Source organism: Aquimarina rubra (genome assembly GCF_042684305.1).
In the GTDB taxonomy this organism is placed as follows: Bacteria; Bacteroidota; Bacteroidia; order Flavobacteriales; family Flavobacteriaceae; genus Aquimarina; species Aquimarina rubra.
In genome coordinates this window covers 1,251,324-1,268,725 of record NZ_JBHULE010000019.1, presented here as the reverse complement: position 1 = coordinate 1,268,725, position 17,402 = coordinate 1,251,324, and the positions used below count along the sequence as shown (strand labels likewise).

The window sequence follows — 17,402 nt, the reverse complement described above, 5'->3', positions numbered from 1 at the left end:
GCTGTTATATTCAAAAAAGTTTAAAGAAGTAAAAACATTACTTTTGATCAATCTAGATTTTTTAAGAAAATGACTTTTTTTGTGAAACAATTTCTATCAATTGGCTTCTTGATGATAGCCATTTTCTTAAACAAAAGCGTATTGGCTAGTGAAATTCAATCAATTATTCCTGATAGCCTAACAACGAAATCACCCCAAGAAATAATATCATATCTAAAGTATTCTAAACAAAAGGATAGTGATGTCTACGAAATTGCTCTATCAGCCCTTTCTAAGGATGACTTAATTCTTGCTCAGCAATATTACACTGTGGCCTTATTCTTCTATGAAACCGAACAATACGAACGTGCTCTTTATTATTTGAACAAATCCATTACCCTTGTAAAAGAACTAAACGACTCCAAATTTTTATGCACTCTTTATTTAAAATCAGCGAATGCTTATTTAAAAGATTGGCAGAATCAAAAATCTCTTGACTATTACAATAAAGCACTTTTTATTGCTCAAAAAAAAGGAAGCATTAAACATGAACTCATTGCCAATTCAGGACTAGCCATCATTCTCAGAAGAATGGGACAGCTTGATAAGGCCTTAAAGGTTTGCAAAAACTCATTAGTGCTTACGGAAAAATCGAGCGATAACAATACAGCAAACCATGTGAGACTTCTCACGATCATTAGTGAAATTTATCTGGACCAAACAAAATACGATTCGGTTTTACATTATGCTGATATAGGTTTAGCAATCTCTAAACCACTCGATTATTCTATTGGATCTATTGATTTACTTACCAAAAAAGGGATCGTTGCTTTAAACAATAAGGAACAAACTAAAGCTCTGCAATATTTTTATGAAGCCAAAGAAATCATTGATCAAAAAGGGATAAAACAAAAGAAATCTATATTAAACCTCAATTACTTTCTTGCTAATTACTTTTATCAGGAAAAACAATACAACAAAGCAATTTCCTATTTAAACAACAGTGTATCCATACTAGAAGAAAAAGATGCTAGAAACATTAGGGTTTTGGAGACATATTTACTCCTAGCCAATTGTTATACTGAAATTGGCCAAACCAAAGAGTCCATGTTTTGGTTCCAAAAACTCATTACTTTACAAGATGAATTTCAGGATGCTAAAAATAAAACTATAACTAAACTGTATAATCAAGATATTAATAAACTAGAAAACCAAATAGAAGCGCTTAAAAATGAAGAAATGAAAGAAGAGCGGTATAAGGAATACATCTTCGTTATTTTATTATCCGTCTGTTTTGTGCTAGTTTTCTTTATTTTTAAATACTATCAAAAGCAAAAAAACAATACTGCTCGTTTTGATCAATTAATAGAAAAAATAAACTCTTTACAGTCAAAAGAAAAAAACATCTTACAGCCTGTTGTAATTAATGATGAAAAAGTTAAAGCTGTCCTGGATGGTTTAGACAAACTCGAAAATCAAGAATATTTCTTACATACTGACTGCGATCTTAGATCTATGTCCAAAAAGGTGAAAACGAACACTACATATTTATCTAAAATTATTAAAACACATAAAGCCAATAGTTTTAATGACTATATCAATGATTTAAGAATTGAATATGCCTTAAAAAGATTAAAAAATGACAAAAAATTTAGGTCATTTTCTGTTAAATCGATTGCCTTGGAAATTGGATATAAAACTGACAACTCTTTTACAAAACATTTTAAATCAAAGACCGGGTTGAATCCTTCGTATTATATTAGAAAAATAAATAGTCAGGATAATGATTCGTAAAATATTCTTAAAGTTAAGTAGAATTACGGTAAAAAACCCAGTACATAATTTATTGGTATAAACCTTACCTTAATTTCTTTAAAATACGGTTGCATATTTATGATTTGACAGGTATTAAAAGTACCTTGATTGCATCTTCATCCAGATCATAAAAAAACAAAAATTCAATTTAAATACAACAATCATGAAAACAAAGCAAAAAAACACGATCACCCTAAAAAAACTTACTATAGCAAAGATTAATCAAAATACAATGACAAAAATAAAAGGTGGAGATTGTGATGTTACAGAACCTGATACAGGAACACACTGGAGTCATTGTGATTGTCCAAATATGTTTTAGATACAACACAAAATAAACTACTACAGTTTATAGGTGTTTTTGCATCCGTATTTTTTGAAAAATACGGATGTTTCGTTTTTTTGAGCATTCATTTCGATATACCTTGAGTAGAAAATCGGTGTATGATACGCACTTGATTTTAACAAGGGTAAACCGAAAACCTTTCAATAGAGTAGGTATACAATATCAATAATTTAAAACACAAAATTATGTTATCTAAAATTCTAAAGTTAAAAGATGTTGAGCAGTTAAACAAAAAACAACAACAAGGTATTAATGGAGGTGGTTTACAATTTCCTATTGGATGTCAAACAAGAAGAGATTGTTTTATAGCTACCGGTGAAAGGGATTGGATATGTGCCATTGCATATCCCTATGCAACACATAAGATATGCAAACCCGTTTAAAATAGTATTTATTAAATAAACCCTGATATTTTCAGGGTTTTTTTATACCTTCTTTTTTTGATTAGAATTATGAAGAACATCCACACAAAATTGCCAAACGTCTCCACCACCATTTTTAGCGTTATGAGTAAACTGGCTACAGAGCACAAAGCCATCAATCTGTCTCAAGGTTTTCCAAATTTTGAAACCGATAAAAAATTAATTGATTTGGTTACTATAGCTATGCAAAAAGGATATAACCAATATGCTCCTATGCCTGGTTTACTATCGCTGAGAGAAACAATTGCCGAAAAAACGAATAATTTATACGGAAGCAATTATCATCCTGAAACTGATGTTACTGTAACTTCTGGAGCGACCCAAGCTATTTTTACAATTATTTCGGCATTTATTCAACCAGGAGATGAAGTGATTATTTTTAAGCCTGCTTATGATTCATATGAGCCATCCATAGAGCTCTTTAATGGAACAATCGTTCCAATACAGCTGTCAGCACCCAGTTTTACGGTAGATTGGAAGGAAGTAGCGAATAAAATTACTTCCAAAACCAAAATGATGATTATCAATACTCCTCATAACCCAACAGGAACTGTTTTATCAAAAAACGATATGCTTCAGTTAGAAGCTTTATTAAAAAGCACCAATATTATTTTGTTAAGCGATGAAGTCTATGAACATATTATTTTTGATGGTCGTGAACATCAAAGCATCGCCAAATATCCCGGATTAGCAGAAAGAGCTTTTATTACTGCTTCTTTTGGAAAAACGTTTCATACAACAGGCTGGAAAATGGGATACTGTATCGCTCCAAAAGATCTGATGACAGAATTCAGAAAAGTGCATCAGTTTAATGTGTTCTGCAGCAATCACCCTATGCAATATGCGTTGGCTGAGTATCTAAAGACTCGTGATCACTATATATCTTTGTCTGCTTTTTATCAAGAAAAAAGAGATGTATTCTTATCGTTAATCAAAGATTCCAGATTTTCATGCACTCCTGCTGCTGGAACTTATTTTCAATTATTGGATTATTCCACTATTACTGATGACGGTGATGTGGCTTTCGCCGAAAGGTTAACAAAAGAACACAAAATTGCGTCTATACCTGTTTCTGTCTTCAACCTTAATCAACAGGATGATAAAGTATTACGATTTTGTTTTGCCAAAACAGAAGATACTTTAAAAAGGGCAGCCGAAGTTTTATGTGGGATATAAGAATCGTTTTGATTTCCACTAAAAATCAAACCTCAACTGAATAATCTCCACTTCTTCCTTTTCTTTCTTCTTTGAATCTTTTTTCGCTGTATTTAAATTAGAAAGTGAAATCCCCAATAATCGAACTGAGTTTTTCATTTCGGATTGGTATAACAACTCCCTTGCAGTTTCCAGCAATATTGCTGAATCACTTACATAATAAGGTAGCGTTTTACTTCGAGTCTGAAGGGTAAAATCACTGTATTTGATCTTTAGTGTTACTGTTCTTCCAGCAACTTTGCTTCTCTTTAAACGTTTTTGTAATTCTTCAGCAATACTTTCCAAACGTTCTAACATATAAATCTCTGATGAGATATTTTCACTAAACGTTCTTTCTGCAGCCAGTGATTTTCGTTCTCGATTAGGTTTTACCTCACTTAAATGAATTCCTCTTACTATTCGATAATAATGTCCTCCTGATTTACCAAAATGCTCAGTTAAAAACGCTTCGGATTTCGATTTTAAATCCTTTCCTGTATAAATACCCATCTGATACATTTTAGCTTGTGTCACCTTTCCTACTCCGTAGAATTTTTTAACATCCAAATCTTCCAAGAATTCTATTACTTCTTCAGGATTTACAGTTTTTTGTCCATTTGGCTTGTTATAATCACTAGCGACTTTGGCCACAAACTTATTGATAGATATACCTGCGGAAGCAGTAAGTCCTACCTCCTCAAAAATTTGCTGTCTAATTTCCTGAGCAATCAATGAAGCACTCGGATTTCCTTTTTTGTTTTTGGTAACATCCAGATATGCTTCATCGAGTGATAGAGGCTCTACCAGATCGGTATATTCAAAGAATATTTTTCGAATTTGTTTTGAAATCTCCTGATAACGATCAAATCGTGGTCTGACAAATAGTAAATCGGGACATAGTTTTCTTGCCGTAAATCCCGGCATGGCAGAACGAACCCCAAATTTTCTGGCTTCGTAACTTGCAGCACTTACCACTCCGCGCTTTCCACCACCACCCACAGCCAATGGTTTCCCTCTAAGTTCAGGGTTATCCATTTGCTCTACAGAAGCATAAAATGCATCCATATCTACGTGTATGATTTTTCTGTTGCTCTCCATGTGATCTATCCAACAAAAATAAGAGATATTACGTATCCAAACTGATTCATATTTCTTTACATTTCAATTTAAGAAGTAAATATGTCAATGCTAATCTCCTCTAAAAAATGATATTATTATATTTGTATAGTATTTATCAGATAAAAATAATATCTTGCTTTGTTGATCCCAATCAATTTGAACTAAATTATATTAAAAAATGAAAAATTACGCCCTACTTTTAGTCTTTGCTTTGATTTGTTGTAAATCAGAAAGCAAACCTTCTAATGACCCTAATAAAATAAGCGAAACCAACTCTATAGAAACTGTTGACAACACAAATGAAGACAATGGTGCTATAGTTGCTATTCAAAAAACATACACGGCTTCTCAAAAAGATGCGAATGGTACTTTTAGCCAGACATTATCTGTTTCTTGGTTATCAGAGGATACTATACAATATACGCTTGTATTTGAGAATCAGTCCTGTAAAAAAAGTGCTATCGGTGGAAAAGCTACAGCGTTAAAACCTGGTAAAGAACCTTTTATGAATAGCTATAATGGAACTTCTTTTGAAGTTAAGAGATACCAGGAAAGCAAACAAGGTTATAAAATTCTATTACACATAGATTCTACAAATAAAGATAAGGCTGTTGTTGATTTCTCGTTTACTGAAGATGGTGAAAATGAAAACTGCAAACCAAGTATTGTTGTGATGGTTGAGCAGAAATAGTACTAAAACCGTTTCTATTCTTCAATAAAAGAAAATAAACTACGATTCTTCTTGTTACCTTTGTAATATGGCTAAAACAGCAATCATATTAGGAGCAACAGGATTAACCGGAGGCATTCTTTTGAAAACATTACTTGATGACGATAGATACGCTACCATCAAATTATTTTCCAGAAAAACTGTAGGAATATCGCATCCAAAAATCGAAGAACATTTGATCAATATGCTACAATTAAAAACTGTGGCTACTGATTTTATCGCCGATGATGTCTACTGTTGCATTGGAACAACAAATGCCAAAACTCCGGATAAAGGATTATACCGCACCATTGATTATGGAATTCCGGTTACAGCAGCCCAACTTTGTCAACAAAATGGTATTAAAACGTTTATCGTCATCTCTGCATTAGGTGCAAATCCAAAAAGCCGTGTTTTTTACAATCGTACCAAAGGTGAAATGGAAGAAGCAGTTTTAGAATTGCAAATTACCAAAACGCATATATTACAGCCTTCATTAATTGGAGGTAAAAGAAATGAAAAAAGAGCAGGAGAATATTTCTTTAAGCAATTAATGAGGGTCATAGATCCCTTGTTAATTGGTTCTTTAAAAAAATACCGATCTATTAATCCTGAAACTATTGTTACCGCTATGATATGGCTAGCAAATAATCAATTTAACCAGAAGAGAATCGTTTCTGATGAAATAGAGGCAATACATGCTAAAAAAATGACTTAATTGGTTCATATACCGTATCCGTATCTTTCTGAACCTCTATTATTACTGAATATCAAGAACAGCTTCTACATTTGTTTGAAAATTATAAATTATTAAAAAAACAAATAATGAAGTTATTAAAAATTCTCACTTTAGCCTTTTTGACTTGTCTATTGACAACAAATCTCGTTGCTCAATCTGATGTAAAATCCTTTAACTTTAAAAAAGGGGAAATTCTAGATATTCTTTTACTAACCAATAAACCAGATATCGAAAAAGACTTTGAAAAATATAAAAAGACTGCCTTCCCCATAGCTTTTAAAAGAACCTATCAACCACAACCTTCATTTAGGATCAAAGAAACAACTCAGGGAAACATTCAACCTACTACTTTCATTTTTGGTAAATGGAATGACTTAAAAAATCGCGAACAATTTATTTCAGAAATTGGAGATATAGTTCCGGATTTTCATGTACAGCGCAGAAATATGTGGTCTATATTTAATTTAACCTACTATGAAATGCCAAGAGACATTTCTTTCAAAATAGACAAGAGTAAATATATTGTAGCCACATCTTACTGGAAAGAAGATACCGAATCTTTCAAAAAATTCATAGAACTTTGGTCCCAAAAATCAAAAGCAAAAGGAGGAAAAAAAATTCTTCAATTAACCAATGGAAAATCACCCATAGGATATTATCACAATCCTGATTTGTTAGTTATCACTCAATGGAAAAACAAACAAGAATTTGATACTTTTTACGAAGAAAACCTTAAAATGGATCACAAAGGTGTGTTACACGTTAATCAATTTGTATTAAACTAGTACATTAAAGCCAGTTATGTTTTAGAATTTTTTAAACATAAACGGGATAAACAAAAAAACCAGATTATTATCAGTATGCAATCATTCTTAAATCAATTAGTTTATTTCGGCTATTTTCAAAGTTTGTTTTTACTGTTTATTTATGTTTTTTCTCCTAAAAAAAGAAAAAGTATCAATAGATACATTGCATTCTTAGTACTGGTTTTAGCTATAGGGTTAAGTGGTCGCATACTATATATCTCTGGGTTCTTCGGAGATAATTACCGATGGGTTATTTTTTCTGAATTTGCAACATTATTATTTGGTGCCACGATCTACCTATTTACCCGATCCAGTTTGTTAAATAAACCTTTTTCTTATAAAGAATTACTACATTATGTACCTGCTTTGGTATACAATATATTTGTAACTGTTGCTTTTATCCTGCCATCCGACGCAGTATTACAAGAAAGACTAGAAAGCGGAGAGCAATTTCGATTTACCTTATTTTTTATTGCCATTGGATTATTATTTAATATCTCATACTGGGTCTTAAGTTTTAGGGTCTTTTTAAAATTTAGAAAAGACATCCAGAACGAATTAAGTTATACCGTAAAATCTCAGTTTTTCATGAATTTCCTGATAGCAGTAGGAATCTGTATGCTTTGCTGGTTTAGTATGTTTATCTACTGGCTCTTGGGATACCAGTTCTTAGATAAATCTGCTTGGCAAATAATATGGATTAGCATAGCTCTTATTATTCTGTTTATTACATTTTATAATATAAAAGAACCTCAATTATTCAGAGTTAATGAGCTAGTAACTCCAAAAAAATACGCACAATCCAAATTATCGAACCAACAATTGGATAGTTTAAAATCTCGATTAGAGCATTTAATGGAGGAAAGAAAACCATATTTAAACAGAAAGCTTCTAAAATCAGAATTGGCAGAAATGCTAGGAGTAAGTAATCCCGAAATTGCTCGATTACTCAATGAACGAATAGGCATGAACTTTTTTGAGTATGTAAACTATTATAGAATCAAAGAATTTATCGTCTTGGCAAAAACAGATCAAGCCAAAAACATGACTTTCTTTGGCCTTGCCCAGGAAGCCGGTTTTAACTCTAAAACTACATTTAACAAAGCGTTCAAAGATTTAATGGGAACTACTCCAAAAGAGTACTTTTCTAATCTTTAATCATATCAAAATTTCGACAACTATGTTCAAAATATTTTTCATTAGTATTATTACTGTAGCAACAGTTAATGCACAACTTACCGTTCCTGCACTTAGTCCAACTTCAAAGACGACGCAAACCGTCGGATTGACTGAAATCGAAATCGAATATTCCAGACCCAGTAAAAGGGATAGAACTATTTTTGGAGAAAATGGTATCATCCCTTATAATGAACTATGGAGAACCGGTGCCAATGCAGCAACAAAAATCACTTTTACAGATGATGTTACAGTTTTTGAAACACCCATAAAAAAAGGTTCATATGCCATTCTTACCAAACCAGGAAAAAACACTTGGGGAGTATACTTTTACACCTATAAATCTGGCAATTGGAATACGTATATAGATCAAACACCTATTGCCAGTTTTACTACTAAGCATATCGAACTAAAGGAAGTTTTAGAGACCTTTTTGATCTATATGGATCAAATCACTTTGGACAGCTCTCAATTGGTATTTACTTGGGATAAAGCCAAAATAGTATTGCCATTAAAATTTAAAACACATGAAAAAACAATGGTTAATATCGAAAAAGCATTTTCCGGGCCAACTGAATTTGATTATTTCCAGGCAGCGTTATACCTGCACGAAGCACAAAAAGATTTGGATCAAGCTTTGACCTATATTCAAAAAGCTACAAAAGGTAAGAATCCACTATTTTTTCAAGTGTACAGAGAAGCCTTAATCCTCGCCGATTTAGATAGAAAAACAGAAGCTATAATAGTTGCCAAAAAATCTTTAGAATTATCCAAAAAAGCCAAAAACAAAGACTTTATCAGATTAAATGAGAAAAACATCAAAAAATGGTCTAGATAAAATCATTTTGTAGATTCAAGATATTAGTTTTGAAAAATACAATATCTTGAATCTATATTTAAAAAATATCAAGTATCATAAATGATAGAAATAGAACGTAAATTCTTAGTTACATCAGAGATGTATAAGCAAGAGGCTAAAAAAAGTACCCTTATTGTACAAGGATTTCTGAATACGGATCCTGAGAGAACGGTTAGAATTCGAATTAAAGGAAAACAAGGTTTTATCACGGTGAAAGGTATTGGAAATACATCCGGCACAACACGCTTTGAATGGGAAAAAGAAATTCCTGTGAATGAAGCTGAAGCATTAATAAAAATTTGCGAGCCAGGAGTCATCGAGAAAATCAGATATGAGGTTTCATCAGGGAATCATATCATAGAAGTGGATGAGTTTTTAGAAGATAACAAAGGATTAACTATCGCAGAAATCGAATTAAGCGATGAAAACGAAACTTTTATAAAACCTGATTGGCTGGGTGAAGAAGTAACAGGTAATCCAAGATATTATAATTCTCAAATAAGTAAAAATCCATTTACAGAATGGTAGTTTGCGTAACCTATTCCTTGATCTCTATTCTGCGTTTTAATTCATTGCCTTTTTCGTCGAGAACAGTTATTAAATGCACTCCCGGATTAGGTTTTACAGGCATTTCATGAAACTGTTTGGTAACCCCAACAAACAGATCATCGATATACCAGAACACTCTTGTTTCTGGTTGTGTGTGTGCTATTTTCAACACTACTTCATTCGTTATGCCATCAAAACCTTTGGGTAAATAAACGCTGTTATTACCTTTTGGAAAAATAAAGTCCATACTAGCTAATGATTCTTTTGTACAATCGGTTCGATAAGGAGGTAACGATCGATAATCTGCGTTTTTAGTTTTAAAATAATATGCCTGCAAAGGAGGTAATACAAACCAAGGTTCATGAATCATCGTGCCTACAGATTCGCAAGAAGAATTGACACGATATCGACCAGTAGCATCCAAATGAATCAATTGATGATAGGGACAAGGTTTCGTTTTGATTCCCAAAATAGGAATAAATGCTTCGTGACTAAGACATTGTTCTCCCGCCAAAAAACCACTTTTGGAGCAAATATTTGCCTTTACTAAATCATCATATGGAGTTGGAAACCATTTAGAATTAGGCAACAAATTAACCACATCAAACAAAACAGGTGCTGCAGAATTTAATCCGGTCAACTCTGGCCTTCCTTCACCATCAGCATTGCCAATCCAAACACCCACAACATAATCCTTACTAGCTCCAATCGCCCAGGCATCTCTGTTACCAAAACTGGTTCCGGTTTTCCAGGCAATTTCTCTGGAAGAATCATAAAACTCCCAAGCTTCATCTCCTTGTGGGCGATTCACTTTTTTCATCGCCTCAAAAGTTAACCAAATACTACCTGCACCAAAAACTGGTTTTTGTTTTGCCTTTTCACCAAAATCCACTTTTTGACCAGCTATAAGTATAGGTTCTGTAAATTCATTTGTAAAATATTCACTGGAGGACTCTTCGTAGTGGTTAAGCGTTCCTGCTAGTCCTGCATAGGTTTTACATAAATCCCAAAGATTTCCTTCGGCACCACCCACAATCAGTGATAATCCATAGTGATCTGCACTATAGCGAAGGTTTTTTATGCTAAAAGCGTGTAATTCGTCTCGAAATCGCTGTAATCCATATTGCTGCAATAGCCTAACAGCTGGAATATTTAATGATCTTGCCAATGCTCTATTAGCAGGAACAGCTCCACTAAAAGTTTCATCATAGTTCTTAGGGGTATATCCCGCAATAACTGTAGGTACATCAGAAACCAGCTGGCTTGGTAACAGTTCACCTTTATCCATCATAGCAGCATATAATAAGGGTTTTAATGTGCTACCGGTACTTCTTCCTGCCTGTATGATGTCTACATCCTTTTGGTGTGCATTGTCCGTTGGTGCATTGCCCACATAACTCAAAACTTCTCTGGTATTGATATCTAGTACTAAAACGGCCATATTATGCACTTCATTTTGCCGTAATGACTGATAGTGCTGCTTTACTTGCTGATTAACCTGTCGTTGTAATGAAGCATTTATCGTTGTTTGTATGCGTTTTCCTTTATGTTCTTTTGTTAATTGATCTAACAAATGAGGTGCCGTCTGAGGAAGTCTATATGGTTTTTGTGGTAAGGATTCACTAATGGATAATTCATATGTTAAGGAATCTATTGTATGCTGTTCTAACAATGTCTTAAGCAATCGATTCCTTTTTTTCAACAGTTTTATCTGGTTCTTACCGGGATAAATTAATGAAGGAGCATTGGGTAAAACCGCCAGCGTTGCGCTTTCTGACCAGGATAGTTGATCTGTAGACAATCCAAAATATCGCCAAGCCGCCATATCAACACCAACTACATTTCCCCCAAAAGGAGCATGAGAAGCATATAATCTTAAGATTTCTTCTTTAGAAGCACCTAATTCTAAACGTGTAGATAAAATTAGTTCGATAAATTTTTCGAAATAGGTACGTTTTTGACCTTTTCGCGCTAATCGTATGACTTGTTGTGTAATGGTACTACCACCCCTAACTACTTTGCCAGCTTTTATGTTTTGGATTATAGCCTCTGTCATTGCAACAGGATTGAAGCCTACATGCCTATAAAATTGCTGATCCTCGAAAGCAAGAATACAGGATTTAAATTTCTCAGGAACACTATCTGTTTCGGGAAATCTCCATTGTCCGTCTTCAGCAATTTTAGCGCCCAATAATTCACCGCTTTTGGTTTCTATAACAGTCGCAGTAGGATCACTAAATAATGGCTTTGGCAATGAGAAATAATACCAAATCATCAATACAAGTATAATGATGAATCTTTTGGGGTGTTTTCTGATGTATTTTTTGATTCTATTAAACACAACAACTTATGATTTGTATATACTAAAAGTCAGATTAAACAATGGTACTGAATTTTATGTAAATGTCCAGATATATTCTATAAAACTCTAATTGAATTTTAAAATTCTTGTATCCGAATCTTATCATCCACAACATTATCGAACACTATCAATGGAGAAATATTCCCTCATTTCGGGAAACAAGCCATCTATAATTGCAGCTTTTTCCTATTCATTATACGCGATAACCGCCATAATTTTAGTAAATTATAACACTCTTAAGAACAATTTGGCTAGAAAAATGCGCTCAAATCTATTTCAAAATACTGTGGCTTAGAATATAAAATGGAACATTAGATTATTTAATTTAGCATATCCATTTTTGATTAAAAAAATTGTTTTGCATTGAAAAAAATTACCCCTTACATATTTGTCTTTATTCTTTCGATGATCTCTTTTTCCCAAGAAAAACCTTCTTTTGAGAGAATTGATAGTTTGGAAGTTCTATTAAGAACTTCTGAAGAATTACGTCGTGATAATGATATGTATCAAGCCCTAGAATATGCCTTCAAGGCTGTCAACTCTGCACGTGAGCTTCAAAATAATCATTATTTATCACACGGATATTTATTAATGGGAACAGTTCAATACGAACTTATTGATTATGAAAATGCTACAAAAAATCTTTTGAAATCTTTAGAGCATACCGAAAAGACAAAAGATAAAATTCTTCTACCCTACGTTTTACATAGCTTGGCTAATATCTATTACGATGGTAACAACGATCTCGAAAGCGCATTAAAATACTACAAAAGAGCTGTAGTACTAGGAAAAAACAACCCCCATATTCAGCAATATCAAGTACCATTACATAATATGATCTGGACTTACATGGATCTGGGTAGGTTTGATGAAGCAGCAATATATCTAAAAGAAGCAGATAGTATTGATAGTACCATTGCTGATAGCGTGCAGATAGATAGAAGCTCTCTCTATCTTTTAAGAGCCAGAAATTATGCTCACAAAAAAGATATTGAAAAGGCAGAAGAAAACTTCGACAAATCATTTGAGTATCTCAAAGATGAAACATACTGGCCCAAAGGAAAAAGTTATTTTTATCAATACAGATCGCAGATGTATGAAGATATCGGTGATTACCCTAAAGCTATTGCTGATCTAAAAGCTCTAAACAAAAATGATCGTAAGGTTTTTGAAAATGCCCGATCCAAAAGCGATGAGACCACAAAAATAAGGTTTAAGGTAGATCAATATGAAGAAGAATTAGAAGTTGCCAAAAGAGAAAAGGCACTACTGATGGATATTGATAAGAACAATAAAACCATTATTTTTATTTCTTCTGCAGCGTTGTTATTATTGGCAGGAATAGTTTTCTTTTATTACAGAGGGTATAAGTCTAAGAAAAAAATAAGTCAAATCCTCGAAGTAAAAAATGCCGAACTCTATGAAGCAAAATCTCAAGCAGAGCAATTGAGTAAAATTAAATCACAATTTATCTCTACCATAAGTCATGAGCTAAGAACTCCTTTATATGGTGTCGTAGGAATCTCCTCCATCCTGCTGGAGAATGAATCCAAGACAGAAAAAGATAAAAAACTATTGAATTCATTAAAATTTTCTGCAGATTATCTTTTGGATCTAGTTAATAAGGTACTGAAAGTTAGCAAAATAGATTCTGAGAAAAAAGAGCTTGTCAAAACACCTACAGATTTGTTTTCACTATCGCAAAATATCCTGCAGTCATTTGAATATCAAGCACAAAAAAAGGGCAACGAATTGATTCTGGAGCATACCCATAGCATTCCTAAACTAGTCAATATTGATGCATTGAGGATCTCTGAAGTTTTGATCAATTTAATCGGGAACGCCAATAAGTTTACGGACAAAGGAACTGTTTCGCTTCGAATCAAACAGCTGTCTGCGGATACTAAAACTATCAAAATTCGCTTTGAAGTAGAGGATACAGGTGTAGGAGTTCCTGAAGATCAAAAAGAATACATATTTGAGGAATTTTCACAAGTAGGCAGTGTTTACGACAATAAACAAGGTACAGGCTTGGGGCTATCTATTGTAAAAAACCTAGTCCAGGTAATGGGCAGTCAGATTCATTTCGAAAGTAAAAAAGATATTGGATCCATATTTTATTTTGATTTGGATGTAGAAGTTGCAGAAAGTTTAAATGATAAAGAAAACCAATTGGAAAACCTGGAAAAAGGAGACACTGTCTCTGCTAAAATTCTGGTGGCCGAAGACAATAAGATTAATCAATTGGTAACTAAAAACTTATTGAAAAATATTGGCTGCGAATGCAGCATGGTCGAAAATGGCATAGAAGCGGTCAGAATATTAAAAAAAGAATCTTTTGATTTAGTACTGATGGATATTAATATGCCGGTGCTAGATGGTATGCAGGCCACCATAGAAATCAGGAAGTTTGATATAACTACACCTATCATTGCGCTAACTGCTTCAGAACTCAGCGAAGTTGCGGATGATTGCAAAAAAGCAGGAATGAACGACCTCATCAACAAACCGCTCAATAAAAAAGACCTTAGATATGCAATACAAAGAAATTTAATAGTTAATAGTCCTGAAACCAATACCTAACCGATCCAAGTTTACTATATCAAAACCTGTTCTTAACCCCGAAAATAAAGTACAAAACAACTTATCCATATCGATCTTATTTTGTGATGTAGGGAATTTTACGTTACTTTCTAAGCGGATACTAAAAATTAGCCGAAATTAAACGGTTACTACATATCTGTAATCGTTTATAATTGAATATATACAAGAAATATGAGCACTAGTACGTATTTAACCTTGTTAGCGTTCATTTTACAATTCTAAACTATTGAAAATTAAATTTAATGGCAATAAGTAAAAAAGGGAAAAGAAAAATAACTGTAAACTCTGAAAATTACTTATGGTGGATTTTTACCGAATTTGACCAAACCGAATTTGATGGTGTACAAATAAAAATAGTAGCTGAAAATCAATCTGGATATCTCAAATACGGACTTGAACAAATAGATAAGAAAAGATATATTTCGATTGGATTAAATCAGAACAAATACAAAGTTCATATCCTTTGTCCTAAATTCGAGAATGATGATGGAATAATTACACCTTCAGGAATAGAGACCTTAATAAAGTGGTCTTTAAGCGTATCGGAAATTAAATCAAAAGAAAACCAGATTACTCACGGATATAGCATGCAAATAGGTCTGATTGACAAAAATGAATATCTAAAAACTTATGAAAAAATATTGAACGGATTTATAAGTTTATAAAAACAACAACAAAATGAAAAAACCTGACAACAAATCCATAATTGTACTCTTGCTTGTTATTTTGCTCATTACCCCATTTTTTTTCTCTTGTTCTAATTCTGAGACCTCAGAAGATATCCAGTTTTCCTTTCCAACGGAACATTACGATGAAGCATTAGATGGAAGATTAATTGTCTTGATTTCAAAACAAATCGAAAAAGAACCTCGATTTCAGCTTAGGGACGATTCCAAAACTTGTCAAGCATTTGGAATGGATATTAACGATTGGAAACCTGAAGAATCCCAACATTTTGACAAGGAAGCATTTGGATATCCGATTCGTAGCTTTAAAGAGTTACCATCAGGTGAGTTCTTTGTACAAGTTTTATTTCACAAATACGAAACCTTTCAACGGGCAGATGGGCATATAGTAAAATTACCCATGGATAGAGGCGAAGGACAACAATGGAATAAAGCACCGGGCAATCTATATTCTACTCCTCAAAAAATTACGATCAAAAATGGGCAATTTCCTTCTATCGCCATAAAATTAGATCAGAAAATACCTCCAATCCCCGAACCCGAGGATACAAAGTATGTAAAGCATATAAAAATTAAAAGCAAGTTGTTGAGTGATTTTTGGGGAAGAGATATGTATTTGGGAGCCCATATATTGTTGCCTGAAGGATGGGAAACGCACCCCAATGTAAAATATCCTCTGGCCATTATGCACGGGCATTTTCCTAATGATTTTGGCGGATTTCGTGCGACTCCACCGGATCCAGACCTGAAACCTGAATATAGTGAGCGTTTTAATGTTGAAGGATACAACTTGATGGTCCAGCAGGAAGCGTATGATTTTTATAAAACCTGGACAGGTCCTGATTTCCCAAGAGTTATTGCTATTAAAATCCAACACCCAACACCATACTATGATGATTCATATGCTGTCAATAGTGCCGCACAAGGACCTTATGGAGATGCGATTACTTATGAACTAATTCCGCACATCGAGCAACAATTTAGGGGAATAGGAGAGGGTTGGTCACGATTTGTTTACGGAGGAAGTACAGGTGGATGGGAGTCTCTTGCTGTTCAAGTAAAATATCCCAAAGAGTACGGAATGTGTTTTGCTGCTTGTCCAGACCCAATTGACTTTAGAGCGTATTGTTTGGTGAATATATATGAGGACAAAAATGCGTACTACAAGGAAGGTCCGTTCAAAAAAACACTGGTTCCCGGCCATCGAGATTATTTAGGAAATGTAGATGCTAGTTTAAGAGATATGAATTATCGAGAATTAATACTGGGTACAAAAGGTCGGTCAGGACAACAATGGGATATTTGGGAAGCAACCTATTCGCCAGTAAATGAAGAGGGGTATCCTAAAAGAATCTGGGATCGCCTAACCGGAGAAATAGATAAAGAAGTAGCTTCATACTGGAAAGAAAACTACGACCTCTCATATATTTTGAAACGAGACTGGGCAAAAAATGGTAAGGATTGGGAAAATAAAATTCACTTGTATTGTGGTGATATGGACAATTATTATCTCAACAATGCAGTGTATCTTGCTGAAGAAATCCTATCAGAAACTAATGCTCCCTATTATAATGGTGAAGTAGATTATGGTGACAGAGCAGAACATTGTTGGAACGGCGATCACGATAACGGAAATCATATTAGTAGGTTACGATATCACCGCATGTTTATCAAAAAATATGTAGATAAAGTTCATAAGGTTGCTCCTAAAGATGCCGACTTGAAAAGTTGGAGGTATTAATTTTTTTTGATGGAAAATGTCAGTTAGAAGATAGCATTTTGCTCTCCTATAGCACAAGTATTAAAGGTGAGGTTCTAAAAACGAATCTTAGATCCGGTTCTTATCAAACAACCGATTTATATTAATGTTTATCTACTGGAAATGAATCATAGAAATGATGCAATAATCCTTTTCTACAGTAATAATAACGGGTATCAATCTGTCTGTTCTATACATTTTAGTAAGTCTAACTAAATATCCGTTTTATAGAAGAAACAATTTTTTGAGCTTTGCTAAAGGTTTTTTTAAACAATTCT

General features: G+C 33.5%; 15 protein-coding genes. 13 read left to right on the top strand and 2 right to left on the bottom strand.

The genetic code is table 11. The features are described from left to right. Positions 1-81 precede the first annotated feature (81 nt). The 4 genes from ACFSR1_RS14230 to ACFSR1_RS14215 all read left to right on the top strand — a co-directional run bounded on the left by ACFSR1_RS14230 (position 82) and on the right by ACFSR1_RS14215 (position 3,738). Positions 82-1,773 carry a helix-turn-helix domain-containing protein gene (locus ACFSR1_RS14230; protein WP_378293591.1) on the top strand — a complete coding sequence of 564 codons (1,692 nt, stop codon included), beginning with the start codon at positions 82-84 and terminating at the stop codon, positions 1,771-1,773. 184 nt (positions 1,774-1,957) lie between these two features. Continuing rightward, positions 1,958-2,116, top strand: a complete 159-nt coding sequence (locus tag ACFSR1_RS14225; protein ID WP_378293589.1) for a TIGR04149 family rSAM-modified RiPP — start codon at positions 1,958-1,960, stop codon at positions 2,114-2,116. A gap of 209 nt (positions 2,117-2,325) precedes the next feature. Further along, entirely contained in the window at positions 2,326-2,523 is a 198-nt protein-coding gene (locus ACFSR1_RS14220) for a hypothetical protein (RefSeq protein ID WP_378293587.1), read from the top strand. A 69-nt stretch (positions 2,524-2,592) separates the two neighbouring features. Then, positions 2,593-3,738: a methionine aminotransferase gene (locus ACFSR1_RS14215; protein ID WP_378293585.1), complete on the top strand. Its 1,146-nt coding sequence runs from the start codon at positions 2,593-2,595 to the stop codon at positions 3,736-3,738. Positions 3,739-3,756: 18 nt separating this feature from the next. Here ACFSR1_RS14215 and dinB read toward each other — a convergent pair whose 3' ends face one another. Then, positions 3,757-4,854 carry a DNA polymerase IV gene (gene dinB / locus ACFSR1_RS14210; RefSeq protein ID WP_378293583.1) on the bottom strand — a complete coding sequence of 366 codons (1,098 nt, stop codon included), beginning with the start codon at positions 4,852-4,854 and terminating at the stop codon, positions 3,757-3,759. 199 nt (positions 4,855-5,053) lie between these two features. On the opposite strand from dinB, the gene ACFSR1_RS14205 reads away from it, so the two are divergent. The 6 genes from ACFSR1_RS14205 to ACFSR1_RS14180 all read left to right on the top strand — a co-directional run bounded on the left by ACFSR1_RS14205 (position 5,054) and on the right by ACFSR1_RS14180 (position 9,692). Next, on the top strand, positions 5,054-5,566 hold the full coding sequence (locus ACFSR1_RS14205; protein ID WP_378293581.1) for a hypothetical protein: 513 nt from the start codon (positions 5,054-5,056) through the stop codon (positions 5,564-5,566). Positions 5,567-5,633: 67 nt separating this feature from the next. Then, positions 5,634-6,302: a nucleoside-diphosphate sugar epimerase gene (locus ACFSR1_RS14200; protein ID WP_378293579.1), complete on the top strand. Its 669-nt coding sequence runs from the start codon at positions 5,634-5,636 to the stop codon at positions 6,300-6,302. 107 nt (positions 6,303-6,409) lie between these two features. Beyond that, positions 6,410-7,108, top strand: coding sequence for a hypothetical protein (locus tag ACFSR1_RS14195; protein WP_378293578.1), 699 nt, complete (start codon positions 6,410-6,412; stop codon positions 7,106-7,108). Between the two features lie 75 nt (positions 7,109-7,183). Further along, the gene (locus tag ACFSR1_RS14190; protein WP_378293576.1) at positions 7,184-8,287 is read left to right on the top strand and encodes an AraC family transcriptional regulator; all 1,104 of its coding nucleotides are present in this window, start codon (positions 7,184-7,186) and stop codon (positions 8,285-8,287) included. Between the two features lie 22 nt (positions 8,288-8,309). Further along, positions 8,310-9,143, top strand: a complete 834-nt coding sequence (locus ACFSR1_RS14185) for a DUF2911 domain-containing protein (protein ID WP_378293574.1) — start codon at positions 8,310-8,312, stop codon at positions 9,141-9,143. A gap of 81 nt (positions 9,144-9,224) precedes the next feature. After that, positions 9,225-9,692 (top strand): CYTH domain-containing protein, encoded by a 468-nt coding sequence (locus ACFSR1_RS14180; RefSeq protein WP_378293572.1) that lies wholly within the window; start codon positions 9,225-9,227, stop codon positions 9,690-9,692. Positions 9,693-9,702: 10 nt separating this feature from the next. On the opposite strand, the gene pbpC is transcribed toward ACFSR1_RS14180, so the two are convergent. After that, positions 9,703-11,988: a penicillin-binding protein 1C gene (pbpC, locus tag ACFSR1_RS14175; protein ID WP_378294512.1), complete on the bottom strand. Its 2,286-nt coding sequence runs from the start codon at positions 11,986-11,988 to the stop codon at positions 9,703-9,705. Positions 11,989-12,438: 450 nt separating this feature from the next. Here pbpC and ACFSR1_RS14170 point away from each other — a divergent pair, with 450 nt between their 5' ends. From ACFSR1_RS14170 to ACFSR1_RS14160, 3 genes are all read left to right on the top strand, one after another. Then, positions 12,439-14,658: a tetratricopeptide repeat-containing hybrid sensor histidine kinase/response regulator gene (locus ACFSR1_RS14170; RefSeq protein ID WP_378293570.1), complete on the top strand. Its 2,220-nt coding sequence runs from the start codon at positions 12,439-12,441 to the stop codon at positions 14,656-14,658. A 263-nt stretch (positions 14,659-14,921) separates the two neighbouring features. Next, complete coding sequence (locus ACFSR1_RS14165; RefSeq protein ID WP_378293569.1) at positions 14,922-15,344, top strand: hypothetical protein; 423 nt, start codon at positions 14,922-14,924, stop codon at positions 15,342-15,344. Between the two features lie 13 nt (positions 15,345-15,357). Beyond that, a complete protein-coding gene (locus ACFSR1_RS14160) occupies positions 15,358-17,106 on the top strand; it encodes an alpha/beta hydrolase-fold protein (RefSeq protein ID WP_378293568.1) in 1,749 nt (582 codons plus the stop codon). Positions 17,107-17,402 lie beyond the last annotated feature (296 nt).